At 68.4% G+C, this 24,745-nt stretch carries 23 protein-coding genes; 5 read left to right on the top strand and 18 right to left on the bottom strand.

The window, feature by feature from the left end; all coding sequences use genetic code 11:
* The first annotated feature begins 6 nt into the window (after positions 1-6).
* A complete protein-coding gene (locus BYZ73_RS07920) occupies positions 7-2,061 on the top strand; it encodes a capsular polysaccharide biosynthesis protein (RefSeq protein ID WP_112315547.1) in 2,055 nt (684 codons plus the stop codon).
* A 53-nt stretch (positions 2,062-2,114) separates the two neighbouring features.
* Here BYZ73_RS07920 and ribD read toward each other — a convergent pair whose 3' ends face one another.
* The 12 genes from ribD to hisA form a co-directional block, all read right to left on the bottom strand.
* Entirely contained in the window at positions 2,115-3,215 is a 1,101-nt protein-coding gene (gene ribD, locus BYZ73_RS07915) for a bifunctional diaminohydroxyphosphoribosylaminopyrimidine deaminase/5-amino-6-(5-phosphoribosylamino)uracil reductase RibD (RefSeq protein WP_281269463.1), read from the bottom strand.
* Positions 3,212-3,679, bottom strand: coding sequence for a transcriptional regulator NrdR (nrdR, locus tag BYZ73_RS07910; protein WP_108027397.1), 468 nt, complete (start codon positions 3,677-3,679; stop codon positions 3,212-3,214). Before nrdR ends, ribD begins: the two co-directional genes overlap by 4 nt.
* 295 nt (positions 3,680-3,974) lie before the next feature.
* The gene (locus BYZ73_RS07905; RefSeq protein WP_112315545.1) at positions 3,975-4,343 is read right to left on the bottom strand and encodes a hypothetical protein; all 369 of its coding nucleotides are present in this window, start codon (positions 4,341-4,343) and stop codon (positions 3,975-3,977) included.
* Positions 4,340-6,778, bottom strand: coding sequence for a hypothetical protein (locus tag BYZ73_RS07900; RefSeq protein ID WP_146746269.1), 2,439 nt, complete (start codon positions 6,776-6,778; stop codon positions 4,340-4,342). Before BYZ73_RS07900 ends, BYZ73_RS07905 begins: the two co-directional genes overlap by 4 nt.
* Complete coding sequence (locus tag BYZ73_RS07895; protein ID WP_112315543.1) at positions 6,679-7,461, bottom strand: hypothetical protein; 783 nt, start codon at positions 7,459-7,461, stop codon at positions 6,679-6,681. The genes BYZ73_RS07900 and BYZ73_RS07895 overlap by 100 nt, the downstream gene beginning before the upstream one ends.
* Positions 7,458-8,333, bottom strand: coding sequence for a hypothetical protein (locus BYZ73_RS07890; RefSeq protein ID WP_112315542.1), 876 nt, complete (start codon positions 8,331-8,333; stop codon positions 7,458-7,460). Before BYZ73_RS07890 ends, BYZ73_RS07895 begins: the two co-directional genes overlap by 4 nt.
* 2 nt (positions 8,334-8,335) lie before the next feature.
* Positions 8,336-10,369 carry a hypothetical protein gene (locus BYZ73_RS07885; RefSeq protein ID WP_146746268.1) on the bottom strand — a complete coding sequence of 678 codons (2,034 nt, stop codon included), beginning with the start codon at positions 10,367-10,369 and terminating at the stop codon, positions 8,336-8,338.
* A gap of 106 nt (positions 10,370-10,475) precedes the next feature.
* Positions 10,476-10,634, bottom strand: a complete 159-nt coding sequence (locus BYZ73_RS22710) for a hypothetical protein (protein ID WP_181497995.1) — start codon at positions 10,632-10,634, stop codon at positions 10,476-10,478.
* A gap of 93 nt (positions 10,635-10,727) precedes the next feature.
* The gene (locus BYZ73_RS07880) at positions 10,728-11,333 is read right to left on the bottom strand and encodes a hypothetical protein (RefSeq protein ID WP_146746267.1); all 606 of its coding nucleotides are present in this window, start codon (positions 11,331-11,333) and stop codon (positions 10,728-10,730) included.
* Between the two features lie 171 nt (positions 11,334-11,504).
* Positions 11,505-14,492, bottom strand: a complete 2,988-nt coding sequence (locus BYZ73_RS07875; RefSeq protein ID WP_112315539.1) for a phage tail protein — start codon at positions 14,490-14,492, stop codon at positions 11,505-11,507.
* Complete coding sequence (locus BYZ73_RS24130) at positions 14,492-15,007, bottom strand: DUF6950 family protein (RefSeq protein ID WP_425451070.1); 516 nt, start codon at positions 15,005-15,007, stop codon at positions 14,492-14,494. Before BYZ73_RS24130 ends, BYZ73_RS07875 begins: the two co-directional genes overlap by 1 nt.
* Before the next feature lie 584 nt (positions 15,008-15,591).
* Complete coding sequence (hisA, locus tag BYZ73_RS07865; protein WP_108027406.1) at positions 15,592-16,311, bottom strand: 1-(5-phosphoribosyl)-5-[(5-phosphoribosylamino)methylideneamino]imidazole-4-carboxamide isomerase; 720 nt, start codon at positions 16,309-16,311, stop codon at positions 15,592-15,594.
* A gap of 162 nt (positions 16,312-16,473) precedes the next feature.
* Between hisA and BYZ73_RS07860 the strand changes: the two genes are divergently transcribed.
* Complete coding sequence (locus BYZ73_RS07860) at positions 16,474-16,863, top strand: DUF2147 domain-containing protein (RefSeq protein WP_112315537.1); 390 nt, start codon at positions 16,474-16,476, stop codon at positions 16,861-16,863.
* Positions 16,864-16,887: 24 nt separating this feature from the next.
* Here BYZ73_RS07860 and BYZ73_RS07855 read toward each other — a convergent pair whose 3' ends face one another.
* Complete coding sequence (locus BYZ73_RS07855) at positions 16,888-17,193, bottom strand: DUF6476 family protein (RefSeq protein WP_112315536.1); 306 nt, start codon at positions 17,191-17,193, stop codon at positions 16,888-16,890.
* Here BYZ73_RS07855 and BYZ73_RS07850 point away from each other — a divergent pair.
* The 3 genes from BYZ73_RS07850 to BYZ73_RS07840 all read left to right on the top strand — a co-directional run bounded on the left by BYZ73_RS07850 (position 17,192) and on the right by BYZ73_RS07840 (position 20,420).
* Positions 17,192-18,256, top strand: coding sequence for an RluA family pseudouridine synthase (locus BYZ73_RS07850; protein ID WP_112315535.1), 1,065 nt, complete (start codon positions 17,192-17,194; stop codon positions 18,254-18,256). The genes BYZ73_RS07855 and BYZ73_RS07850 overlap by 2 nt on opposite strands.
* 134 nt (positions 18,257-18,390) lie before the next feature.
* Positions 18,391-19,287, top strand: a complete 897-nt coding sequence (gene rpoH / locus BYZ73_RS07845; protein WP_112315534.1) for an RNA polymerase sigma factor RpoH — start codon at positions 18,391-18,393, stop codon at positions 19,285-19,287.
* A 116-nt stretch (positions 19,288-19,403) separates the two neighbouring features.
* Positions 19,404-20,420: an ankyrin repeat domain-containing protein gene (locus tag BYZ73_RS07840; protein WP_181497994.1), complete on the top strand. Its 1,017-nt coding sequence runs from the start codon at positions 19,404-19,406 to the stop codon at positions 20,418-20,420.
* 28 nt (positions 20,421-20,448) lie between these two features.
* Here BYZ73_RS07840 and BYZ73_RS07835 read toward each other — a convergent pair whose 3' ends face one another.
* From BYZ73_RS07835 to tmk, 5 genes are read right to left on the bottom strand one after another with little or no spacing between them, the layout of a single operon-like run.
* Complete coding sequence (locus BYZ73_RS07835) at positions 20,449-21,378, bottom strand: AEC family transporter (protein WP_108027412.1); 930 nt, start codon at positions 21,376-21,378, stop codon at positions 20,449-20,451.
* Positions 21,378-22,178 (bottom strand): MBL fold metallo-hydrolase, encoded by an 801-nt coding sequence (locus tag BYZ73_RS07830; protein WP_112315533.1) that lies wholly within the window; start codon positions 22,176-22,178, stop codon positions 21,378-21,380. The genes BYZ73_RS07835 and BYZ73_RS07830 overlap by 1 nt, the downstream gene beginning before the upstream one ends.
* Positions 22,175-22,987: a TatD family hydrolase gene (locus tag BYZ73_RS07825; protein ID WP_112315532.1), complete on the bottom strand. Its 813-nt coding sequence runs from the start codon at positions 22,985-22,987 to the stop codon at positions 22,175-22,177. Before BYZ73_RS07825 ends, BYZ73_RS07830 begins: the two co-directional genes overlap by 4 nt.
* 6 nt (positions 22,988-22,993) lie before the next feature.
* Positions 22,994-24,121: a DNA polymerase III subunit delta' gene (locus BYZ73_RS07820; RefSeq protein WP_112315531.1), complete on the bottom strand. Its 1,128-nt coding sequence runs from the start codon at positions 24,119-24,121 to the stop codon at positions 22,994-22,996.
* On the bottom strand, positions 24,118-24,744 hold the full coding sequence (gene tmk, locus BYZ73_RS07815; protein ID WP_112315530.1) for a dTMP kinase: 627 nt from the start codon (positions 24,742-24,744) through the stop codon (positions 24,118-24,120). Before tmk ends, BYZ73_RS07820 begins: the two co-directional genes overlap by 4 nt.
* Position 24,745: the final 1 nt, after the last annotated feature.

Here is a 24,745-nt window from a genome sequence, read left to right as displayed (position 1 = left end):
CGGGTCATGACCGGCCCCGCGCCGACCGACACCGCCGCCCCGGCCCCTGGCCGCGGGCGGCTTTTCGTCTCTTCGGCCGGGTTTCTGACCCATGCCCGGGTCCGGCGTATCCTCGAGCTGGCGGGCCACCCGGTCGCGCTTGGCCTGCCGGGGCCGGGCGATCTGGTCGCGGTCTGGGGGATGGGGCGGACCGCCGCGCGCGGCCGGCGTCTGGCCCGGAGGCGCGGTGCCGGGCTGCTGTGGGTCGAGGACGCGCCGCTCCGCTCGGTCCTGCCCGGGCGGGCGCGCGGGGCCGGGCCGCCGCTCGGGCTGATGCTGGACCGGGGCGGCCCCCATTTCGACCCGTCCCGGCCGTCGGATCTCGAGACCCTGCTGGCGAGCCACCCGCTGGACGATCCCGACCTGATCGGGCGGGCCCGGGCCGCGATGGCGCGACTCCGCGCCGGGCATCTGACCAAGTATACCGGTTTCGACCCCGGGGCGCCGGTGCCCGACCCGGGCTATGTGCTGGTCATCGACCAGGGGGCGGAGGACGCGGCGGTGCGCGCCTCGGGCGCCGATGCCACCACCTTCGCCGCGATGCTGGCCGCGGCCGAGCTGGAAAACCCCGGCGCGCCGGTGCTGATCAAGGCCCATCCCGAGGCCGCGCAGGGGTTGCGCGCCGGGCATCTCGGCACCGAGCAGGCGCAAGGCCGGGTGCGGGTGCTGACCGAGCCGGTTTCGCCCTGGGCGCTGCTGGAGGGCGCGGTCGCGGTCTATACCGTCTCGTCGCAGATGGGGTTCGAGGCGATCCTGGCCGGGCACCGGCCGCGGGTCTTCGGCCAGCCCTTCTATGCCGGCTGGGGCCTGACCGAGGATGACCGGCCGTTGGCCCGGCGTGCCCGGCCGCTGAGCCCGGCGCAACTTTTCGCGGCGGCGATGATCCTCGCGCCCCGCTGGTACGACCCGTTCCACGACCGGCTGTGTCCGCTGGAGGACGCGCTGGCGATCTTCGAGGCCGAGACCCGGGCCTGGCGCGAGGACCGCGCGGGCTGGGTCGCCTCGGGCATGCGGCTCTGGAAACGCCCGACGCTGCAGCGGTTCTTCGGCACCGTCCGGCCAATGCGCTTTGCCGCCGATCCGGCCGAGGCCGGGCGCCTTGCGCGCGCCAGCGGGCGTCGGGCCATGGCCTGGGCAGGCGGGAGCGCGCCGCTGCCCCCCGGAACGGTGCGGGTCGAGGACGGGGTCCTGCGGTCCTGCGGGCTGGGCGCGGCGCTGGTGCCGCCACTGTCGCTGGTGCTTGACGATCTTGGCATCCATTACGACCCGGGCCAGGAAAGCAGGATCGAGCGGCTGATCGCCGGGCGGCCCGGTCTGGACCCGGTGGAGGCGGCGCGTACCGCGCGGCTGGTGGCATTGCTCATCGCATCCGGGCTGTCGAAATACAATTCCGGCGGGTGCGCGCTGCCCGCCCTTCCCCACGGGCACCGTATCCTGGTGCCAGGACAGGTCGAGGACGATGCCTCGATCCGCTTCGGCTGTCCGGCCGAGCGCGATAACATCGCCCTGCTGGCCCGCTGCCGCGCCGAAAACCCCGGGGCCGTGCTGATCTATGCGCCGCATCCCGATGTCGCGGCCGGGCTGCGCCCCGGCGCGCTCGCCCCCGCCGCGGCGCGGGCGCATGCCGATCTGGTGCTGCCCGGGGCCGTCGATCCGGCGGCGGCGCTGGCCGCGGTCGACGAGGTCTGGACGCTGTGCTCGGGGCTGGGCTTCGAGGCGCTGCTGCGCGGGGTGCCGGTCACCTGCCTGGGGCTGCCCTTCTATGCCGGCTGGGGCCTCACCCGCGATCTGGCCGCGCCGCCCGCGCGCCGCCGGGCGCGGCCCGACCTGCTGGCGCTGGCCCATGCCGCGCTGATCGCCTATCCGCGCTATCTCGACCCGGTCACGGGCCGCCCCTGCCCCGCCGAGATCGCGGCCGAGCGGCTGGCCGCCGGACAGGCGCCGCGGCGCGGTGCGCGGTTGCGGGCATTGGCGCGGGTGCAGGGGGCGCTGGCCGGGCAGGCCTGGCTCTGGCGCCGGTAGCGGCCTTCGGCCGCGCGCTCCGCGGGGGTATTTTCGCCAAGAAGAAGACGCGTTCAGAGCCGGGTCCAGACATGGAGGAGATCGGGGCCAAGCGGGCGCGTCTCGGCCAGCGCAAAGCGCGGCGCGTCGGCAAGATGCGCCAGCGCCATCGGTCCGACCGCCGGGCGCCCCTCGGCGCCAAGCGCGAGCCCGGCGGTAAAGCCGATCAGCTCATCGACCAGGTCGGCACCGAGCAGCGCGGCGGCCAGCGCGCCGCCGCCCTCGCAGAAGACCCGGGTCAGGCCCGCTGTCCCGAGCGCCGCAAGCAGTGCCCCCGGGTCGAGCCGCCCATCGGGGCCGGTCGCGATTCCGATGCAGCGGGCGCCGCGCGCCTCCCAGGCGGCGCGGCGCGCCGGGTCGGCATCGGGGCCGTGGCACAGCCAGAGCGGGACCGCGCGGGCGCTGGCCGCCAGCTGTCCGGTTTCGGGCAGATCGAGCCCGGCCGCGCAGACCACCCGGACCGGCTGATGGGCGATCCCGAGCCCGCGCACGGTCAGCGCCGGGTCGTCGGCCCGGGCGGTGCCGCCGCCCACCATCACCGCGTCATGGCCCGCGCGCAGCGCATGGACATGGCGGCGTGCCTCGGGGCCGGTGATCCAGCGGCTTTCGCCCGAGCCGGTGGCGATCCGTCCGTCAAAGGAGGTGGCAAGCTTCAGCGTGAGCATCGGCCGCCCCTCGCGGCGGCTCAGCAGGAAACCGCGATGGGCCCGCGCCGCGGCCTCGGCCAGCACGCCCGTCTCGACCGCGATCCCGGCCGCGCGCAGCATCGCATGGCCGCGCCCCGCGACCCGAGGGTCGGGGTCCTCGAGCGCGGTCACGACCCGCCCCAGCCCGGCCCGGATCAGGGCCTCGGCACAGGGCGGGGTCCTGCCGTAATGCGAACAGGGTTCGAGCGAGACATAGGCGGTCGCCCCCCTGGCCAGCGTCCCGGCCTGGGCCAGCGCCTGCGGTTCGGCATGGGGCCGCCCGCCCGGCGCCGTCCAGCCGCGCCCGACGATCCGGCCCTCGCGCACGATCACGCAGCCCACCGCCGGGTTCGGCCAGGTCCGCCCCTTGCCGCGCGCGCCAAGGCCCAGTGCCAGCGCCATGAACCGCGCGTCCTGTCCGACGGTCACTCTTCGGCCGGGGCGGAGGGCCTCAGCTCGCTCACGAACTTGTCGAAATCGCCCGCTTCCTGGAAGTTCTTGTAGACGCTCGCGAAACGCACATAGGCCACGGTGTCGATCCGGGCCAGCGCCTCCATCACGATCTCGCCGATCACCTTCGACTGGATGTCGGTCTCGCCCATGCTTTCCAGCCGCCGCACGATCCCCGAGATCATCTGGTCGATGCGTTCCGGATCGACCGAACGTTTCTGCAGCGCGATGCGGATCGAGCGTTCCAGCTTGTCGCGGTCGAAATCCTCGCGCCGGCCGCTGGACTTGATCACCACCAGATCGCGGAGCTGCACTCGTTCATAGGTCGTAAAGCGCCCGCCGCAGGCCGGACAGAAGCGCCGCCGACGGATCGCGACATGATCCTCGGCGGGCCGGGAATCCTTCACCTGTGTGTCGATGTTTCCGCAGAACGGGCAGCGCATGGGCTCTCTCTCGGGCACGGCGTGAACTTATCCACAGGCACTATAGGGGAGCCTCTAGGATTTGGGTAGGGGCCAAATCGCGCGCTATATGTTGGGGAAGGCATGAGGGCCTGACAGGGCCACACGCGCGCCCGGGCATTCGGGCGCGGGGCCGGTCCGTAGCGCGACTGTAGCGCGACACTGAAATCCGGAGTGTGTGACAGTCAATGTCGGAGCGGACGTGTTTAATCGATGCGCTCACGACCGGCCTTTGAACGCCGCTTGAACGACCGTCCAAAAGCGTTTCGAGCGCGGATCACCCCCACGTCCGCCGGTAAGCATACCCGGCGAGCGCCGCACAGAACGGGGCGAGCGCCCGCGCCCAGCTCGAACCCGTCATCCCAGCGACGAACCCGATCATCGTCGTGCCGAAGTCGACATTCACATCGCGGCCGGATGACCCGTTCCGCACATTCAGCACCTGGACCAGGACAAAGATCGCCCAGCCGATCAGGCCAGCGCGGACATCGGCCGCACAGGCGGCCCAGATCAGATCTCCAACTGCGCCGTGCGCCACGTCGACCAAGGCGCGCCGATAGAGCGGAGACTTAATGGTTTCGGCTTTGTCCGACCCGCGGCCGATCTCGGCCGCGATCTCGCGGACGTCATCCCAGAGGCTGCTCATGACAGCACCATGGTCTGGACGCCGCCAGAAGCGGCCGGGAAGGATGCAGAGAGCCCGGAAGGCACGTTGATCGCGGTCAGGGTAGCGCCGGTCGTTGTGAGGCTGTCCACGCTGAGGAGCGTGTAGGTCCCGGCAACCATGATCGACCGGCAATCGACCTCAAGCGTCGAACCCGAGGCAAGAGTGACGGACGACACCACGTCGGGCCCGGCGGTGCCATTCGCGCCTGACCGAAACTCTCTTAGAGTGGCCACGCGACCGTCGCCGCCGGCCGTAAACCGCAGCGTCCCGCCATCTTCGACGACAAGCCCTGCGGCTGCGCCACCAAGCCCGTCGAACCCGACGCGCGGGCCGCCGCCGACGATTTCGAAGACATGACCCGCCTTGATCGTCATGACCGCCGCACCGTGGCCGCAGAGGAATTCGCAAGTCTCCTTCGGCTCGTTCCTGCCTTTCCGGTCATTCGCGCTGTTCACGACGATGTCCGCCGGGCCCGCGAAAGCATCGGTATTCGCGAACCGGCCACCCAGCACACGGACGGACAGCGGGGCGCTGCCGTTGTACCCTGCCAGCCAGACCTGACCCGTTTCGTCGACGGTGATCGCACCGCTTCCGGTGCAGGTCGGCGCGGCCGCGACGTCGAGGCGGCCGTTCACCGCATGCAGATGCCCACCCGCGCCCAGATCGAGCCCGGCCACGGTTAAGGTGTGGTCCTGGAAGAACACCTCGTGTCCGTTGATCGCCAGGGTATCGCCAGCGAAGCTGCCGGGGATCAGATCGCGGCCCCAGTTGTTGGGATTGTCCCACCGACAACCGTCCTCGGCCAGATCAGGCACGAAGGAACAGGCGGCCGCCGCTGTCCGCCACCGTCTGGCAATGCCGAACGGCGCCTGCATGAATGCCATGAAACTATCGACCGTCGACTTGATCTCATCCGGGGGCAGATCGCGGAGCCACCAGTATATGTCCAGGATGTCAGTCGTGGTGTCGGGAGCGTTCCCCCGCTGCGCGTCGTACCAGCGGAAAATCGTGGCATCGTTGACATTGCTCAGGTCGAGGGCTCCCGGGTTGTAGACTTGGTCACCCCAATAGGAGAGCAGATCCCGCTCGCGGCCTTTGAAGCCCGCGAGATAAGCCCCCGGCGCAAATTGCTCGTCCGTATAGCCGAACCCGTCGCGGCGAGCGTGGACCTCTCCATCCCAATCGCTGACAAGCCGAGCTGCCCCATTCGGATCGTTAGGGTTGAGATCGTGCAGCACCAGGACCCGGTCAAATGACACCAGAGGCGAGGATACGCGCACCCCTTGGCTCATCGAGTTGCCAGCGTTCGGACCGTCCATATAGCCAGCATGGGTAGCGACTACGTCTTGGCACAGAGACCTGTGCCCATCCGTAGTCTGCGCCTCGAACATGGCATCGTTGTAGTTATTGAAGTCGCCTTTACCGACGTTCCACATCTGGTTTCCAAACGCGAATGCGCAGTTGCGCATCACCGCGCCGCCTCGCAACTGGATCAGCGACCCGCCCGACCCGAAGACGAAGTTGTCGCGCATCAGGATATGGCGGTTGAAACTGTCGAAATAGATCGGGTGTGTCAGCAGGTTTGGGCCGGGCGGGGCGTAGCCGTTCAAACCCAGCCGGGGATCGCTGTTGTTGGGAAGATAGCCATAGGCGTCGTCTTTGCTCGGTATTCCGTCGGGACCGTAGGTGTTCAGCCACCCAGGCCCCATGCCACCCCAGGCAATGATGTTTTCCTGGATGATCGTGCCGCTCGATCCCCCGCCCGGCTTGATGCAGCTCGGGCGATGATCGCCCCGCCAAAAATCCGGATTGGCCGAGTCCAACCCGCCGTTTGTATCGAATGCCTGGACGAGCTTGCTTTTGCGAATAGTGACGCGCGCACCGCGGCCCTTCGTGTCCATCTTTCGGAAGTAGATCGCCCCCCGCACATTGCAGCGTTCGATGATGACGTTGGAAAGTCCGTCGCCGGAAATTCCTGTCGAGATCGGAAATTCGAGATCCCGGAAGGCGACCCCGTGTTTCTTGGCACCGCCCTCCATGTTGAAATTCATGTTGTGCATGATCGGGTCTGCGCCCGTGCCCCAGGCGCCAATCAGGTTCGGATGCAGGATGCTCTGCCGACAGGGGTAGACCGCCAACACCTCGCTTAGACCATCATTGTAGTTATACCCCCTCTCGTAGAAGAGGTGGACAGATCCGAAGCCGTGTGAGCTCAGCAAGGTGCTGACGATCCCTCGGACCCATTCCGGATGGATCGGCTTCGAAGGAGACCCGTAATATGTGACGTGATCGGGAGGAACCGTGTCGCCGTAGATCACTCCACCGTCGCGGACCTGCATGGCGATGAAGTCGTCGACCTTTCCGCTATGAATGTCCTCCACCACGGCCGAAGCCTCGGCGACGATGTCAGCCATGTGTAGGCAGCCTCGGAGAGAGACACATAGAGGTCGATATGTTCTTCGGCCGGCTCGAAGACGGTATCGCCGTTCGCGTCGACCGCCAGTTTCATGCCGCGTCCAACAGACCACCCGGAAAGTGCCTTGCCCGCCTTCGGCACGACAGTGATCTCGCAGAGCACCGGGTCGCCATCGGTGACACCGACCAGCACCTGGAACGCAAAAGCGTGCCCCGGTGCCCGCTGGACACGGTAATTGCACATTGTTGTCAACGCGTCCCAGCCGTCGTCGTCGAACTCCGGTCCAGCATAAAGCACGAACTCGCCACCATCCGGAGCGTCTTCGTCATCGTCTGTCGACCGCACGGCATCGCGTCGGATCTCCGGGCGGTCGACCGTGCTGACGTAGACCTCGTCTCCGCCAGGCGCGAGCGAGACATGCGCCGTATCCGGGTCCGGCCGGGTCACTACCGAAAGAATGCCGGTGGCATTGTCGCCGAACATCGCAATCGGAATACGCCCGATGACCCCGTAGTCGATGTCGACAGCCAGAGTGGCACCGACCTCGGTCGGCGGGTCGGCTTCAGTGACGCCCCAGGCGCCGCGCGCCATTTCCACGAGGACATTGCCCGTATCGGGGTGCCGGATACGGGCGTTGACGGTGGCGCCGGCGACCGGTCCCCTGATTTCGAACCGGCTCATGCCGCAAGCCCCCATTTGGTTGCGACGAAGTCGTGAGCGGCGACCTGCTCAGCGGGATCCGCGCTGATGATGCTTTCGCAGAACTGGCCGCCCAGATACTGCGATCCATACCGGAACAGCGACCAGGTCACCGCGTTGACCGCGGCTTCGTAGCTGATGGTGGTGACCTCGACATTGTCGACAAAAACCTTCGCCGTTCCGGGGTCCGGCGCGGCGCCGGTCAGATCGGCCGCGATCTGAACGACGTGCAATCCGGCATAGGGCGGGTTTGCAAACGCCCCAGCCACCCCGCCGATGTTGAATTTTCCATTGAACTGCGAAGCGTGGTTCGCGGTGATGTACAGCCCCACGTCGCCGCCGGTCCCATAGACGAGCCCGCTGTTGATATGACCCACCGCGCCGATCCCGACGACCAGCGTCCAAAGCCAGTTTCCGGCCGCCGGTAGCAGGGCACCCGATGTCTCCAAGGAGTTTGACTGGGCCCTGTCCATGACGATGGTATTCAGCCCGTTCACATTGCTGGCACCCACCCCCGTGGTCCCGCTGCCGGTGAGGGCGAGACCTCCGGAGATCTTGTTGGCAATCGCGCTTACCGCACCGCCGACGTGGGAAATCGTCGGCACGTCCGAGGCGTCGTGCCACTGCAGCGCCGCCGCAGGGTCGAACCCGGCCGTGCGGCTGACGCCATCGGCGATCCGGCGCATGGCGAACAGGTCGTGCAGCCCGGCCGGTGGCGCGATGGACGGCAGTTCGCCGGGGGTCACCCGACGCAGATACATGTCTGTCCCGGGGATCTGCACGAGCGCCCCATCGTTCGGGACGTCGGGGATTGCGCCTGCGGGCGCCGAAAGAACATAGACTTCGCCAACCATTCTCAGGCTCCTGTGAATCTAATGTGGCCGCCGCCGATGGCGCCTATGATCCAGTCGGCGGGATCAAAGATCGGTCCGGCGATAATGACCGACCCGCCAGTGGCGGTCGGCGGCGGAAAGCTGGTCACTCCGGACAGGACATTCGAGGGATCGTCGCTGATCGAGATCTGGGCCACCGCGACCTCGATAATCTCGGGGCCCTCGCTGAACGCGCTGACGGCGACGGCCACGACACCAGGCGCGGTGATCGGGGTGGATCCAACCCGAAATGCAGGCTCGCCTTCGCCTGTCAGACCCTGAGAGATTTGCCGTGCATTCGGCGACAGCAGATCGCCCGCGACGACATGCAGGGCACCGTCCCCCACATTCGTCACGTCGGCGGATATCCGAAGCTCGCTGTACCCGGTGCGGACGATAGCCAAGTCGGAAATGACCGGCTGCACCGATCCGGATGCAATTTGCCGTGTCGGCCCCCGCACAATCACAGGGCCGGACGCCCCCGCCTGGGTTCCGGTCTCGGTGCGGCCGGTGGCCAGCCCTGCCTCCGCCTCGCCTACCAAATGGGTCAGTCCGGAAGCATCGGCGATCACCTCGCCGCCTGTCTCCCATCCGTCCTCGACGACCAGATCGCCGAGGTCGGGGTTATAGACCCAGTAGAATGCGACCGATGTAAGCAGTTCGCCCACGGTCGCCGTGCCGGTCAGAGCCGGCGTTGCGATGCAGACCGGAAGGGTCTGCAGCACACCCAGGTCCAGGTCATATGTGCCCTGACAGGGGCCGTCCGGGATTTCGTAAAAGACCCGCGATTCCGCGCCCTCGGTAAACGTAATCGCGGCGGTGCCGTTGTCGTTGTCTAGGATCGAAAAAACCAGCGGCACAACGGTCCCGGACGGGGCACTGTCGCGCGTGACCGGGCTACCTGATCCAAGCGGGATCTCAACCTGTTGGGCGAAGATGGTTCCGCCTACAGACGTCGCTGTGATGGTATAGGCAGCGCTCGGCCCCTCTTGCAGCAGGGTCGCGCCGGAGTACCAGCGCCATGTGCGCGTCGACTCGCCGCCGCTGACCGTGCCCGGCGTCGCCGCGATGGTGTTCCCTTCGACCGGCGCAACGCTGGAAAGCGTCGGCGCGGTGTCGATCGAAAGGGTCGCCGCGGCAGAGACAGTGACGGGGCTCGACGACGCGCTGAACGCCCCGGTGGGGTGGCTCGCGTCGCTGGCGGTCAGCACGATATCGGTACCCGCGACGGCCGTGATCGGCAGCGACGCGGGGGAGCCGTCCACTGTGGCGCTCCATGTCAGGGCGGCCGCTGGAACGCCAGCGCCCCCTGAGAGCGTCGGTTGGACGTTCGCGCCGCTCCCCGGAGCGCCGACCGTCTGGCCCTCGACGATCGCCCCAAGGGAGACGGTATAGGTCGGCGCGGCGTAGGGAGAGATGATTGCGACTTGGAACCCCGTGTCGGCCGTGTCGATCACGTTCGTTGCGCGGAACACCAGTGTCGCCGAAGTCGCATCGCTGACCTCGCCAGGATCGAGCGTCACGTTGGGCGATGACCATGAAGCCCACGCGGGAAGCGTCCCGACCGGCGCGAGGCTGGCCGTTGGGTTCCCGAGATCGAAATCCGAACTAACGTCGATCACGACAGGATCGCCGCCGATATAGAGCGTGAGGTCAGGGAGACCATTTCCGGCGATGGGGGCCGACCACGCCGGTTCCAGGGCCACCACCGCCGACACGCCGGACAGGAATGTGCGGCTGAGCGTCAATCCGGACAAGCTGACGGTCTCCCGGATCTGCCAATCCTCGCCGGCCGACACCTCGACATCGCCGTCATAGCTGGCCCAATCGCCCGCGCCGAGCCGCATTTCCCGCGCGGTCGCGAGCGTGCCGCCGATGGTCGACAAGTAGGTTCCCCAGGTCACGGCCAGCCCGAGCGTGTCGCCGTCGGCCAGCGCGCCCAGCACAGGTCCGGTACCGACGATCAGGCGCCGACCACCGCCGGGCCCCGCCCACCGCCCGCCGCCGATGCGTGGCATCTCAGTGCTCCACGCCGGCGGGTGCTCCGGCCGTGCCGGCCAGGTGCAAGGTCTCGCCCGCGTAAAGCGTCATCGGCATTCCCGAACTCGGCAGGAGCGGGTTGGCCTAGTCGACGCCGACGGCCGGCGCGTCGGTCGAGGTCGTGACCGTCCAGACCAGGCGGAAATACGGCGACGGGTTGGACAGCAGGACGTCGGTGTCTTCCGCGACACTGAACTGGGCTGCGGGCGACCATGCGGCCGCGAGGGTGAGGGGCGTCAGCATGGGGCCTCCGAATGCGCGCTTGACCGGTCATAAACGTCGCTTCAAAGTGCCGTTACGTCGTGGGCCAGACCGCCCGCAGGCCCCTGCGGGTGTCTACCCAAGCCCCCCAATCGCCGCCCGGAATGTCGCGAGCGCCGTGGCGATCTCGCCCTCGGTCGCGGCAGTTTCGACGGTGTAGACGGCCGTCAGCCGGATCGGCTCGATCTGTGCGGCCGCGGCGAGCCAAATCGCCTGCATGTTCACCCAGAGCTGGGCCAACTCGTAAGGCGTGGACGCCGTAATACCGACCTCGGCCGCGAGAAGCGGGAAAAGCGTGAGCGTGGCCGGTTCCGGATCGAGCGCGAGATAGGCCACGGCTTCATCGCGCTTCGCCTGGTACAGCATGTCCTGTCCATCTGCGGCCGTGATGTAGCGCCGCCGCAAAGCCGAGGTCACATCGGTAATCTCGGCGATGGCTCGGCGCCGGGCCGACGCCAGTGCCGCGCCCGCCGGTTCCGGTCCCGGCGAAGGGTCTGGCGGGAAATCCTCAGGCGGCCGCGCAAGCCAGGCGTCGCCGCTCTTCCGAAAGAGATGTGCCGTGCGCGGCGCCACCTCCGGCGGCAGCGCCACCGCGCCCTCCGGCACCGCAGCTGCCTGAGGCGCGGAGCCCGCCGACAGGACGTATCCCGACGCGTCGACCAATGCCCACCGATAGGTCATGGAACTGCCACCGCCTGTGCCGAGAGGATTATGTTCCGCACATAGATGCGCGCGCGGGCGGCGTCCTCCTGCTTGGCCCACCGAAGCTGCAGCCGGACCCCCCTACAGTAGACCGGCACGAAGCCCGCGACCCCGATTGAGCGGTAGTTCAGGTTGACGCCAACGTCGTCTTCAAGGTTCCAGGACTTGACCGTTTCCCAGCGCGAACTGTTGGCCCAGCTGGACAACTGGTACCGCACATAGATGTAGTTCTGTGCGTAGTCTGTGCCGTTTGGCACGCCACCATAACTGGCTTCTAGCACAACACTGAATGCGAAGAGCTGCCCGGGCACGGCCGCAATCGCCGCCTCGGGAATGAACATCTCGGTCAGGAGGAAATCGCCGTCGTAAGACGTCGACTGGACCGCCATCGCCACGACCTCGAAACTGTCGGTGATCGCGCCGTCCTTCAGCGCATCCCTCTCGATCAGGCTCTGGATCTCGAGCGTGCCATCCTGGCCCAGGCGATACCCCGACACGCCTGGCACGTCGTTCCCGGACTGGACCGTCATGGTATCGAGCACGAAGACCGATACCGGTGGACCTTCGGTGCCGCTCGCGACGCTGACCAGCTGGGCGACGTTCGCGCCATTGAGCGTGAACACGAACCCCGCCGCGATTCCCTCGGCCGTCGCGGTGGCATAAGACGTGGCCGAGGCCAGCGCCTCGAGATCCGCGAACTGCGCCGAGATCTCGCTGGTCACCACGGCCCGCGCCCCGTCCGCATCGACCTTGGTCAGCGCCAGGGTGTCCACGCTGGCCTGCACTTCCTTGACTGCGGTCACGTCGATCAGCACGAGAGTTGGCCCAGTCGACCAGGTGGTCGACAGTGCCTTGCGGCCCGTTCGAAGCCCGGCCCCTCCACCGCAGCTTTCGACCCGCGATCGCAGGGTCGGACCGCATCGGGCCGTCGAATGTGCTGCGGTCGGTCAGCCGCAACAGCTTGGAAATCCCGATGCTCCGGGCATAGGCGCCCGCGTCCAGCACCGTGGCAGGGGCGGTCCACCGACCGATTCCGTAGACGAAGTTCCCGACGGACAACAGGCTGGGCGTCGTTTCCAGCCGTGCCTGCAGCGCGGTGGTCGCGGCCGCGAAGTTGGCATCGGTCACGTAGACCGTGTCGATATCGGCGCCGAGATTGGACATGTCGGCCAGGGTCAGGGCGTCCGCGTATTCGCCCAGCGTCCCGCTCCAGCCGTCCCTGAGCGCGGCGATGTCCGCAAGCGCGTCGGTCCCCGCCGCAATGACCAGCTGCGCCTCGTCGTCCAGATCCTCGACCGACAGGCGAACGTCCGGGGTCGTGATGCTGAGCCAGCTCGAGGCCTGGGTCGGCCGGTCAACGACGATTTCGGCCTGCACCTCGTATGCGGTCGCGCCGACGATCCCTTCCGACACGACGATGCGGCCCGCAGGCGCATCATAGCTTTCGCCCTGGGCCGGGATTGCGCCGCCGGGCGCCAGGCGCACCCGCCACCGGATGCCGTCGCCATCGGCCAGATCCGCGGGGTCCCAGGTGATTGCGATCGCCGCCCACCGGTCCCTCCCCAGCGCATCCTTCAGGGCAATGCCCGCAACCTGCAGCCCCGGGACCGTCTGGGGCGCGGGCGGCGTCGCGGATGGCGACACCGGGGTCGACGGCAGGATGGCTTCCGGCGGAACGATCCAGTCGTCCGGGTCCCGTTCAAGCAGCGACACGGCCGCGCGGCATCCGCGCAGGTCCTCGGTCAGCCCGGCGATTTCGAACACCTTGGCGGTGTAGCCGTATTCGGCCGAGGTCCAGGCGATGCAATCCATCGGGTCCAGCAGCGCGGCCGCCCCCTGCAGCGTGCCGCCGTGGCGGATGAACCGGCGATTGTCCTCGACCAGGGCGTACATCAGGCGCTGCACCTGGTCGACATAGGGCACGGCCGGGTATTGCAGATCGGCCAGCTGGCGCTGCCCGCCATCCTCGGCCTCGTATTCCGGAACGATCCGCGCGGGCGCGTCCTCGGGGCTGTAGAGGCTCGCGGGCTCCGGATACTTGGCCCGCGCGCCATTGAACGTCTCGGTCACGGACGGGAACGGCGTCTCGGTCCGCTCCCGGCTGATAAGCCAGTCGTCATCGGTGACGAACAACACCGGCAGCGCGGGTCCGCCCACCCGCACCAGCAGCTGGCCGGCCGTTTCGGTCACATCGGCGGCCGCGCCCTTGAACAGCTCCTCCATCACGTCTTTCGGCTTGCCGTCGACTGTCGCGCTGTACCCGCCGCGGTACATCGCGACGCCCGTTCCGTCATCGGCATCGCCGGCGTTCATCGCCGCAAACCAGTGGGTGAGCGGCAACGCCCAGGCGGGATAGTCGCCGCCCCAGATATCGCCTGTGCAAAGCGCGATTCCGCGCGCGATGTTGTAGGCCTGCGTGATCAGGTTATCGCTGGGTTCCCAGGTCGATCGCGGATCCCAGCGATGGGCGCCAGCGCCGCCGACCGATGCGTCCTTCCGCGGGTCGTAAAGCGGGATCCCGGACAGCTCGAACAGCATCCGGGGTTCCGGGCTCGGAAACAGCTGGCGGTCGTATTGCAGGGTGACAATCGCATAGCAGATACCTTCGCCCACCATGTCGGCCGACCAGGGATAGTCCGGATGGCCGCCGTACTTTTCCAACAGGTACGCATCCGCCGTGGCCTGGGTACCGTCGTAATACTTGACCCATGCTTTCCCCTGGTGCCTGCCCTGGACCGGATAGCCCACCAGCGGGTGCGGATGGTCGAAATCCAGGTCGACCCATTCGCCATCCAGTGCGAACCGGCGCAGCTGGCACCCGGGCACCGCCGACAGCGCGATCACGAAGGTCGCGTACTGGTTCGATCCGCCCCAGGTCATGGGCGGTGCGATGCGCGTGCCGTCCGGAACATAGGTGCCAAGCGGGATGTTCAGCGGGTTGTCCGCGCCGGCTTGCGTGACCTTCGCGGATATGCCCGGGTCCTTCAACTTCGGCTTCTGCATGGTCGCGCGCATCAGCGCGCTGACGGCGACACTGACAAGCAGGCGACCGAGGAACGTGGTCGTCAGGAACGAACCGGCGGCCGTCGCGGTGAACGCCGACCAGGCTCCGGCGATGGCAAGACCCGCCTGAGGCATCAGCCTATCCTCCAGGCGCGCAGGCCGGTCGTCAGCGGCAGGGTCCCCCACTCGATCGCCATCGGCACATAGACATAGGGGCCCTGGCAGACGGACAGCGTCGGGCCCTCGTCGCCAGCGACCAGCACCAGGTCGCCCTGGCGCGCCATGCTGTGCGGGCAAGATGGCAGATGCGCATCGAGCCAGCCCGCGGCATCCGCTAACCCGGCCCGCCGTGCCACGCGCAGCCCCCCGGAATGGGTGCGATACCCGAACCGGTCCGGCGCAAGCGCCGTGCCGGTCATCGCCTCGGCCGCCCCGTGCGCGAAGGCCGCACAATCGTGGATGCCGTATTCAAAGGGCGTTGAAGCGCGCGACTCGAGATAGCCGATCAGGCGCCGTTGCCAGTCCGGATGGCGGAAAATATCGATGCCCAGCCTCCCGTCCGCACCCGGATCCCGCCAGGTGCCCCCCGGAACTGGACTTCTGCGTTTTGTTCTCCCGGACGAAGTTCGTTTCCGCCGACACCACGGCATACCGGCAGAACCCGTCGCCGTTGGCGGCCTTGATGACCTCGTAGCTCCAGCGCGCGGGCAAAGTGCGGGTCAGCCTTTGCGAAAAAGGCACCAGCTTGGCGGGCAGCTCGCCCTCCTCCCACCGCCGCCGCGCGTCCGTCGAGTTTGTCGAGGCCGCCGGTGAAGACGACATGCGGTTCCGCGATCAGCGCGCCGGTCGCCGGGTCGCAAAGGGCACGGTGAATTTCGACCGGGGCGTGCCGGGCATCGCAGACCGAGATTGCCTGACGCAGCGCGGGCGAGGCCTTGATCAGGCTCAGCGTCAGCTGCGGCAGTCAGACCATCGTGCCGGCGCCGTAATAGGTGCGCGTCCGCCCGCCGATCGAGAGGGTTTCGGTCTGGGGCAGCGTGGAGATTCCACCTCGGCCGCCGCCCCGGTGGCGCGGTGGCGCGCCTGGATCCACACGAGGATCTCCGCATGACGGGAACCGGCTTGGCGAGATCGGCCGTCGTGGCCGAGTCGAAGGATCTCATCTCAATACTCCAGGACCTTCCGGTCACTCAGGTATTCAGAGTCTCATGACACGGACCGGTTCGTCCGGGCCTCAGTCCTTCAGAAGCGCGAGGGCCTCGGCCAGATCGATGGCGCCGTCGTAAAGCGCGCGCCCCGAAATCGCGCCCGCTATCGCGCCGGTGGCCCGAAGCGCCGTCAGATCGGCCAGCGACGACACGCCGCCCGAAGCGATCACCGGGATCGAGACGGCGCGGGCCAGCGCCTCGGTCGCGGCCACGTTCGGGCCCGCCATCGCGCCGTCGCGGTCGATATCGGTATAGATGATCGCCGAAACCCCGGCATCCTCGAAGGATTTCGCCAGATCGGTCGCCATCACGTCGGTTTCCTCGGCCCAGCCCTTGGTCGCGACCCGCCCCTTGCGGGCGTCGATGCCGACAGCGATCCGGCCCGGGAAGGCGCGGGCCGCCTCGCGCACCAGATCGGGGTTCTCGACCGCCACGGTTCCGAGGATCACCCGGGCCAATCCCTTGCCCAGCCACATCTCGATGGTCGCCATGTCGCGGATGCCGCCGCCCAGCTGGGCCGGCACCTCGGTCGCGGCCAGGATCGCCTCGACGGCCGCGGCATTGACCGGCGCGCCCGCGAAGGCGCCGTTCAGATCGACCAGGTGCAGCCAGTCGCACCCCGCCTTCTGGAAGGCGAGCGCCTGCGCCGCCGGGTCCTCGCCGAAGACGGTCGCCTTGTCCATGTCGCCCCTCAGCAACCGCACGCATTGGCCGTCCTTAAGGTCGATGGCGGGATAGAGGATCATGGGCGTTGTCCTTCCGGGTCCGAGTCGGGGTTCTGTCGCAGGAACGGCCCCGGAATGCAACGGGACCGAGCGCGCGCCAAAAGGGCGGGCTCGCCTCACGTCACCCTTGCCCGACGGAGGCTGCCACGCCAGACTTTGCCCGCATGCTTTGGGAGGAGCACGATGCGCATCACCGTTCTGATCGCGGCCCTGACGCTGGCCGCCACCGCCGCCCATGCCGACCCGGTCGAGGGGGTCTGGCAGACCCCGCTCGACGATAACGGCCATTTCGGGCATATCCGGATCGCGCCCTGCGGCGCCGCGCTGTGCGGCACGCTGATCCGGGCCTATGATCGCCAGGGCCGCCAGATCGAAACCGATACGATCGGGCGGCAGATCGTCTGGGACATGAAACCCCAGGGCGACGGCCGCTATGGCCAGGGCAAGGTCTGGGCGCCCGATCGCGACAAGACCTACAATTCCAAGATGGCGCTGGAGGGCGAGTTCCTGTCGGTCTCGGGCTGCGTCATCGGCATCTGCCGCGACGGCGGCCGCTGGAAGCGGGTACAATAGACACCAAGGCGCGCCGCGTCCGGCTCAGTGGCGGATCTCGACGGTCTGGCGCAGCGCGCCGGTCGCGGCGTCATAGATCAGGATGCGGTCGTCTTCGGTGACCACCGCCACCCAGTCGCGGCCGCGCGTCACCGCCGCGGCCGCGGCGCCGTCGGGCAGGGTCAGCGCCTCCGGCAGCGGCAGCGCGCCGCCCTGCCCCGGCATGCGGATGACAAAGAGCGCGACGATCAGTAGAAAGCCCGCAATCATCGTCACCATCAACAGGGTGACCAGCATCCGCAGCAGTTTCAGATCGGGGGGCAGCGCCTCCGGTTCGGGTTTGTCGTCCATGTCCTCGCCGCTCTCCTCGCCTCGCCGCCTTGCCGTCCTGATCGGACCGGCCCCGCCCGGCCGCCTTGATAAGGCGCTTGCCCGCGATGTGCCAGAGGAGGCCGGGCTGACCCGCTCGCGCCTGGCCAAGCTGATCGCGGCCGGCGCGGTATGGCGGAACGGCACGGCGCTGACCGATGCCCGGGCGAAGGTGGCCGAGGGTCAGACGATCGAGATCGAGCTGGCCGAGCCGGCCGAAATTCGCACCGCGCCCGAGGACATCCCGCTGAGCGTGGTCTACGAGGACGACGCCCTGATCGTGGTCGACAAGCCTGCGGGGCTTGTGGTGCATCCGGCGCCCGGAAGCCCGTCGGGCACGCTGGTCAACGCCCTGCTCGCCCATTGCGGCGACAGTCTTGCGGGCATCGGAGGCGAGCGGCGGCCGGGCATCGTGCACCGGATCGACAAGGACACAAGCGGGCTTCTGGTGGCGGCCAAGACCGACAAGGCCCATGCGGGGCTGGCAGCGCAATTCGCCGCCCATACGGTCGAACGCCAGTATACCGCGCTGGTGCATGGCGTTCCCGATGCCGCCGACCCGCGGCTGAACGGGCTGGCCGGGGCCAGCTTCGAGACGGGCGGCGTGCTGCGGATCGCGACCCGGATCGGGCGGCACCGCACCGACCGGCAGCGTCAGGCGGTGCTGGCGGCGGGCGGGCGGCACGCGGTGACGCGGGTGAAGGTGGTCGAACCCTTCGGCACGCCGCCCGCGGCGGCGCTGGTCGCCTGCTGGCTGGAAACCGGCCGCACCCATCAGATCCGGGTGCACATGGCCCATGTCGGCCACGCGCTGATCGGCGATCCGGTCTATGGCGGGCGGCGACGGCTTTCGGAAAAGGCGCTGGGGCCTCAGGCCGCCGCCGCGGCCGCCGCCTTTCCGCGTCAGGCGCTGCATGCCGCGACGCTGGGCTTCGTGCATCCCGAAACCGGCGAGACCCTGCGCTTTGCCGCGCCGCTGCCCGCCGACATGGAGGACCTTGTCCGCCGCCTCGGGGGGGTGACACAACAAAGCACGCCTTCGTGAGCGTTTGCCGCATTCACCCTTTTTCGAGGGAACACCGCACATGGTCCGTGCGATGAAGGGACAGGGCAGAGCTTGAACCGACCGGTTCGATCATTACCTGCCTAACAAGTGACGCAGGAGCAACAGGGACCCGCATGAGCAACTATGCCAACCTTCCCGCCCCGTCTCCGGAACAGGGGCTGAACCGGTACCTGCAGGAGATCCGCAAGTTTCCGCTGCTCGAGCCGGAAGAAGAATACATGCTGGCCAAAAGCTGGGTGGACCATCACGACACCGATGCCGCGCACCGGCTGGTGACGTCGCATCTGCGGCTCGCCGCCAAGATCGCCATGGGCTATCGCGGCTACGGGCTCCCGCAGGCCGAGGTGATTTCCGAGGCCAATGTCGGCCTGATGCAGGCGGTCAAGCGGTTCGACCCGGAAAAGGGCTTCCGGCTGGCGACCTATGCGATGTGGTGGATCCGCGCCGCGATCCAGGAATATATCCTGCGGTCCTGGAGCCTCGTGAAGCTCGGGACCACCTCGGCGCAGAAGAAACTTTTCTTCAACCTGCGCAAGGCGAAGGCCCGTATCGGCGCGCTGGAAGACGGCGACCTGCGCCCCGAGAACGTGCAGCGCATCGCCCATGACCTGAACGTGACCGAGGACGAGGTCATCGCCATGAACCGCCGCCTGTCGGGGGGCGATGCCTCGCTGAACGCGATGGTCGGCGGCGACGGCGACACCACCACCGAATGGCAGGAATGGCTGGAGGACGAGGACGCCAACCAGGCCGAGGCCTATGCCGAGAAGGACGAGATGGAAAGCCGCCGCGCGCTTCTGGCCGAGGCGATGGACGTGCTGAGCGACCGCGAGAAGGACATCCTGATGCAGCGCCGCCTGCAGGACCAGCCGGTGACGCTGGAGGATCTGTCATCGGTCTACAATGTCAGCCGCGAACGGATCCGGCAGATAGAGGTCCGGGCTTTCGAGAAGCTTCAGAAGCGGATGAAGGACCTCGCAACGCAGAAGGGACTCCTTGCTCAGGTCTGATTTTGGGACGAGTTGCCTAAAATTCGTCTCATCTCATCAGAAAAATCGCCCCATTCCACAACTATCCCGAGCACTGGGGGCAGACTCCCTTTGTTTTTTGGTGTGTGGAAATGGGTTTGGATCTTGACGAGTACCTCGAGCAGCTCTCCGAAGCCGCCGGGACGGCAGATATTGACAGTTTTGAGGCCATTGCGGACGAGTTGCGGTCCAGGGCCTTGGCCGACGGATGGCTGCGGCCGGAAATCGTCCGCGAGATTTCGGCGCAGCGCTCGCGGCTTGCCGGAAGCGCGGCTTTCCGCGAACGGAACGCGCGACTGAGGGCCGCCCATGCCGAGGCCGAGAGCCTGGGCGATACCCACCGCGCCCAGGACCTGTCCGAGGCGCTGCGGCGCCAGAGCGCGGTCCTGCTGGCCGCGATGCGCACTCCCGAGGCGCGGTTCGAGGTGCTGCCCGAGCCGGGACAGGCGCTGTTCGACGCCATCGCGACGGGCGATCTGGCCCGGTTGCAAGAGGCGCTGGTGGGCACCGACCCGAATGCCCGTTACGGCACCCGGTCCGAAACCCCGCTGGGCCGCGCGCTGTCGGTGGAACGCCGGTCGCCCGCGGTGCTGCGGATCCTGCTTGCGGCCGGGGCCGATCCGAATGCCGGGCTCGCGAAGGGCGTGACGCCGCTGCATGAACTCGGGGTCTATCCGCGCCCGTGGGAACCGGCCGAGACCACCGCGACGCTGGCCCGGCTGCTGGTCGAGGCGGGCGCCGATCTCGAGGCGGAGACCGACACCTATCGATGGACCCCCCTGCACCGTGCGGTGCTGGAAGGCACGCCGCCCGTTCTCGACGCGCTTCTGGACCTCGGGGCCGATGCCAATCGCCCCTTCGCGCACAGCTCGGAGCCCTGGTTCACGCCCGGGCGGCTGCCCCTTCAGATGGCCGGTGCCTGTCGCGCGCTGGCGGAAAGCCTGCTGTCGCACGGGGCCGACCCGCGCGCGCTGGACGACCGGGGGGAAGGCGTGCTGCCCTATCTCGAACGGCAACTGGCCCGGCACCTCGCCCTTGGCGCCGTCGGCGATCTGTACCGGACCGAACTGGAAGTCGTGATCGAAAGGGTCCGGTCCGCGCCGTCCCTGTGCTGACCGCCGCGCCTTGCGGGCGTCCCGTCCGTCAGGGCAGCAGCGCCAGCCAGACCCAGACGGTCAGGATCGAGCCCAGCGTGCCGACCAGCACCGCCGAGGCGGCGACCCGGCGGGCCGCGCCGTACATGTTGGCAAAGATGTAGGTGTTGACCCCCGGCGCCATCGCCGCGGTCAGCACGGCCGAGCGGAACTGCCCGGTCGACAGGCCCAGCACCGTGCCCATGCCCCAGACCACGGCCGGATGCAGCACCAGCGACAGGCCGCAGGCAAACAGCACCGTGCGCAGGTCGCCATCGGGACGGTAGCGCGACAGCACGCCGCCAAGCCCGAACAACGCCGCCGGAAGCGCGGCCCTGACCATCAGGTCCAGCGCGTCCTGCACGACCACCGGCACGCTCAGCCCGCCCAGATTGACTACCAGCCCCAGCGCGATGCCGATCACCAGCGCATTGCGGAACATCGAGCGCAGGATCGCCCCCGAGGTCCGCACCAGCCCCGCGCCGCGGTTCCGGACGATCTCCATCGCGGTCAGCCCGACACCATAGCAGATCGGCGAATGCACCGCGATGATGGCATAGTTCGCCTGCAGCGCATCGGCGCCGAAGGCCCGTTCGGTGATCGGAACGCCCAGCAGCAACGAGTTCGAGAAAAGCCCGATGAAACCGATGGCGACGCTGTCCTCCCAGGTGCGGCCGAACAGGAGCCGTGCCCCGAACGTTCCCACCGCAAAGCCGGTCAGGGCGCCGGAATAGAAGCTGACCAGAAGTCGCCAGTCGAAATTCTGCCCCAGATCCAGTGTCGAGACGGCGCGGAACAGCAGGCAGGGAATCGCGAAGTTCTGCGTGAACTTCATCAGCCCGTCGACGCCCGCATCCGAGAAAAGCCCGCGCCAGACCGCGACATAACCGAAACCGAGGACCAGAAAGACCGGAAGGATGACCTCGATCAGCGCTTCCATCAGTCGGCGAGGCTCAGCACCATCCCGTCATAGGCGGGGGTGACGGTCTCGGGGGTCTCGGCGTCGAGCCGGGCATAATCGAGGTCGATATGCATGTTGGTCAGCACCGCGCGGCGGGGCCGGGCGCGGTCGATATAGGCCAAGGCCTCCTCGACGTTCAGATGGGTCGGATGAGGGGTATAGCGCAGCGCGTCCAGCACGAGGATCTCGAGCCCCTCGAGCATCGGCCAGCTTTCCTCGTAAAGCTCGGCCACATCCGGCAGATAGGCCAGCCCCTGGATCCGGAAGCCAAGCGCGTCGATGGACCCGTGGCGAGCGCGGAACGGCACCAGCGTGACCGGGCCGCCCGCCCCCAACACCGTCACCGGCCCGTCGATCGGATGCAGATCGAGGATCGGCGGATAGGGCGAGCCCTCGGGCTGGATGAAGGCATAGCCGAAGCGTGCGATCAGCGCGTCCTGGGTCGGCCCGTCGGCCCAGACCGGCAGCCGCTTGCGCAGGTTGAAGACGATCTGCCGGAGATCGTCGATGCCATGCACGTGATCGGCATGGGAATGGGTGAAGACGACGGCATCAAGCTCGCCGACGCCGGCTTGCAGCAGTTGGTTGCGCAAATCCGGCGAGGTGTCGATCAGCACCCGTGTGGTGCCTTCGGGCGCGATGCGTTCGACCAGCATCGAACAGCGCTGGCGGCGGTTCTTGGGATTGTCCGGATCGCAGGCGCCCCAATGCCCCCCAATCCGCGGCACGCCGCCGGACGAGCCGCAGCCAAGGATGGTAAAGCGCAGCTCGGCGCTCACGCGGCGGCCCGCCAGCTGGCGGCCTTGGCGAAGAGCCGGTCGAAATTGGCCTGGGTCCGCGCCGCGAAATCGGCATAGTCGAGCCCGAAGACCTCGGCCCCGACCCGCGCGGTATGGGCGCTATAGGCCGGTTCGTTGCGCTTGCCGCGATGGGGCGGCGGGGCGAGATAGGGGGCGTCGGTCTCGACCAGCACCCGGTCGAGGGGGGCCGCCGCGAAGATCTCGCGGATCTCCTTCGATTTCGGGAAGGTCGCGATGCCCGACATCGACAGGTAGAAGCCCAGATCGAGCGCGGCGCGCGCCAGCTCGGGCGACGAGCTGAAACAATGCATCACGCAGCCATAGGCGCCGTTGCGGTATTCCTCGGCGAGGATGCGCGCCATGTCGTCATCGGCGGCGCGGGAATGGATGATCAGCGGCAGCCCGGTCTCGCGCGCGGCAGCGATATGGATGCGCAGGCTGTCCTGCTGCACGTCGGCCGAGTCGGCGGTGTAGTGATAATCAAGCCCGGTTTCGCCAATGCCCACGAATTTCGGATGCTTCGCCAGCGCCAGCAGTTCGTCGACCGTCGCCATCGGCTCTTCGGCCGCGCTCATCGGATGGGTGCCGGCGGCGTAGAACACCGGCGCATGGGTCTCGGCGATCTCGCGCACCTGCGGTTCCTGCCGGAGGCGGGTGCAGATCGTCACCATCCGCGTCACCCCGGCCGCCTCGGCCCGGGCCAGCACCTGGTCCAGTTCGTTCGCGAAGTCGGGGAAGTCGAGGTGACAGTGGCTGTCGGTGATTTCGGGGGTCTTGGTGTCGCTCATCTCGCCTCAGGCGGCCAGCCGGCCGGCGGTCTCGTCAAGTCTCAGAACCGTATCGAGGATGAGGGAAGCCGGGTCAAGGTTCACCGCCCGGCCCTGGCGCGCCCGCGCGGTCAGGTCCTGCGCCGCCTGGGCCCAAGCGCGGGCGGCATGGGCGTCGGGGGCCAGCCGGGTCAACAGCGCGGCCTCGCCCGGCGCCGCCTCGGGCGGGGGCGCGCCGGTGGCCCCGGTCCGGGCCAGCCGCGCCAGCATCAGTTCGATCAGCCGAAGCGTCAGGTCGAACCGCGCCTCGGCGCCACGCCCGGCCGTGCTTTCAGCAAGTTTCAGAAGCCGCGACCGATCCAGCCGCGGATGCCCGGCCAGAAGCCCGACCAGATCGGCGTAAAGCGCCAGACCGTCCAGCCGGGCCAGCCGGATCGCCTCGCCCACGGACCCGCCCGAAAGCTGGGCCAGCGCCGCGCTGTCGCCCGCCTCATGGCCCGCCTGCGCAAGCGCGCGGGCCATGTCGTCGGGCCCGAGCGGCCCCAACCGAAGCTCGCGGCAGCGCGACCGGATCGTCGGCAGAAGCCGCGCGGGCGAATGGCTGATCAGCAGCAGGGTGGCATTCGCGGGCGGTTCCTCCAGCAGTTTCAGCAGCGCATTGGCCGCGCTGACGTTCAGCTCGTCGGCGGAATCGACGATCACCACGCGCCGTCCGCCCTCGGCCGAGGACAGCCCGAAGAAGGATTTCAGCCGCCGCACATCGTCGACCCGGATCTCGGCCGACAGCGCATTGCCCTTGTCGTTGGGCCCGCGCCTGAGAACGAACAGCCCCGGCTCGGATTGCGCCGCCATCCGGCGCGCGACCGGATGATCGGCGGGCACGGCCAGGCTGTCGGGCGCGGCCTCGGCCCCGAAAAGCCCGGCATCGCCTCCCGCTGCGGGTCGGGTCAGCAGAAACCGCGCGACCGACCAGGCCAGCGTCGCCTTGCCGACCCCGCGCGGCCCGCTGAGAAGCCAGCCGTGATGCATCCGCCCGCCGGAAAAGGCATCGAGAAACGCGGCCTCGGCGGCCTCCTGCCCGATCAGGCAAAGGGTATCGCGCGGATGCGGCGCGCCCTCGACGCGGTCGGGTTCGGGAAGCTCCGCCTCGCTCATGCCAGCGCCGCCTCGGCCAGCCGCGCGATGTCGCGGGCGACCTCGTCCGGCGCGCGGTCGGCATCGACCACGCGGCAGCGGCCGGGAAATTCGGCGGCGAGATCGAGGAAGCCCTGGCGGCTTCGGGCCTGCAGCGCCTCGCCGAAATCCTCGAACCGTTCCTCGGACCCGTTGCGCCCCCGGGCGCGCGCCAGCCCGGTCGCGGGCGCCATGTCGAGGATGACCGTCAGGTCGGGCTCGCGACCGATCATCAGGTCGTGCAGCCGGTCGACCGTGGCCCGCAGATCGCCCCGGGTGATGCCCTGATAGACCCGGGTGGAATCGGCGAAGCGGTCGCAGATCACCACCGCACCGCGGTCGAGCGCGGGGCCGATGGTCCGTTCCAGATGGTCGCGCCGCGCGGCCGTGAACAGCAGCAATTCCGTCTCGGCCGACCACCGGTCGGGGTCGCCTTCCAGCACCAGCCGCCGGATCTCTTCGGCGCCGGGGCTGCCACCCGGCTCGCGCGTCAGCACGACCTCATGCCCGCCCGCGCGCAGCCGCTCGGCCAGGGCGCGCGCCTGGGTCGACTTGCCCGACCCGTCGATGCCCTCGAAGGTGATGAACCGCGCGCGCCCGGCCATG

The sequence above is a fragment of the Rhodovulum viride genome (assembly GCF_003265965.1).
Lineage (GTDB): Bacteria > Pseudomonadota > Alphaproteobacteria > Rhodobacterales > Rhodobacteraceae > Rhodovulum > Rhodovulum kholense.
The sequence above is the reverse complement of the archived record's forward strand: the minus strand, read 5'-3'. Positions and strand labels throughout refer to the sequence as shown.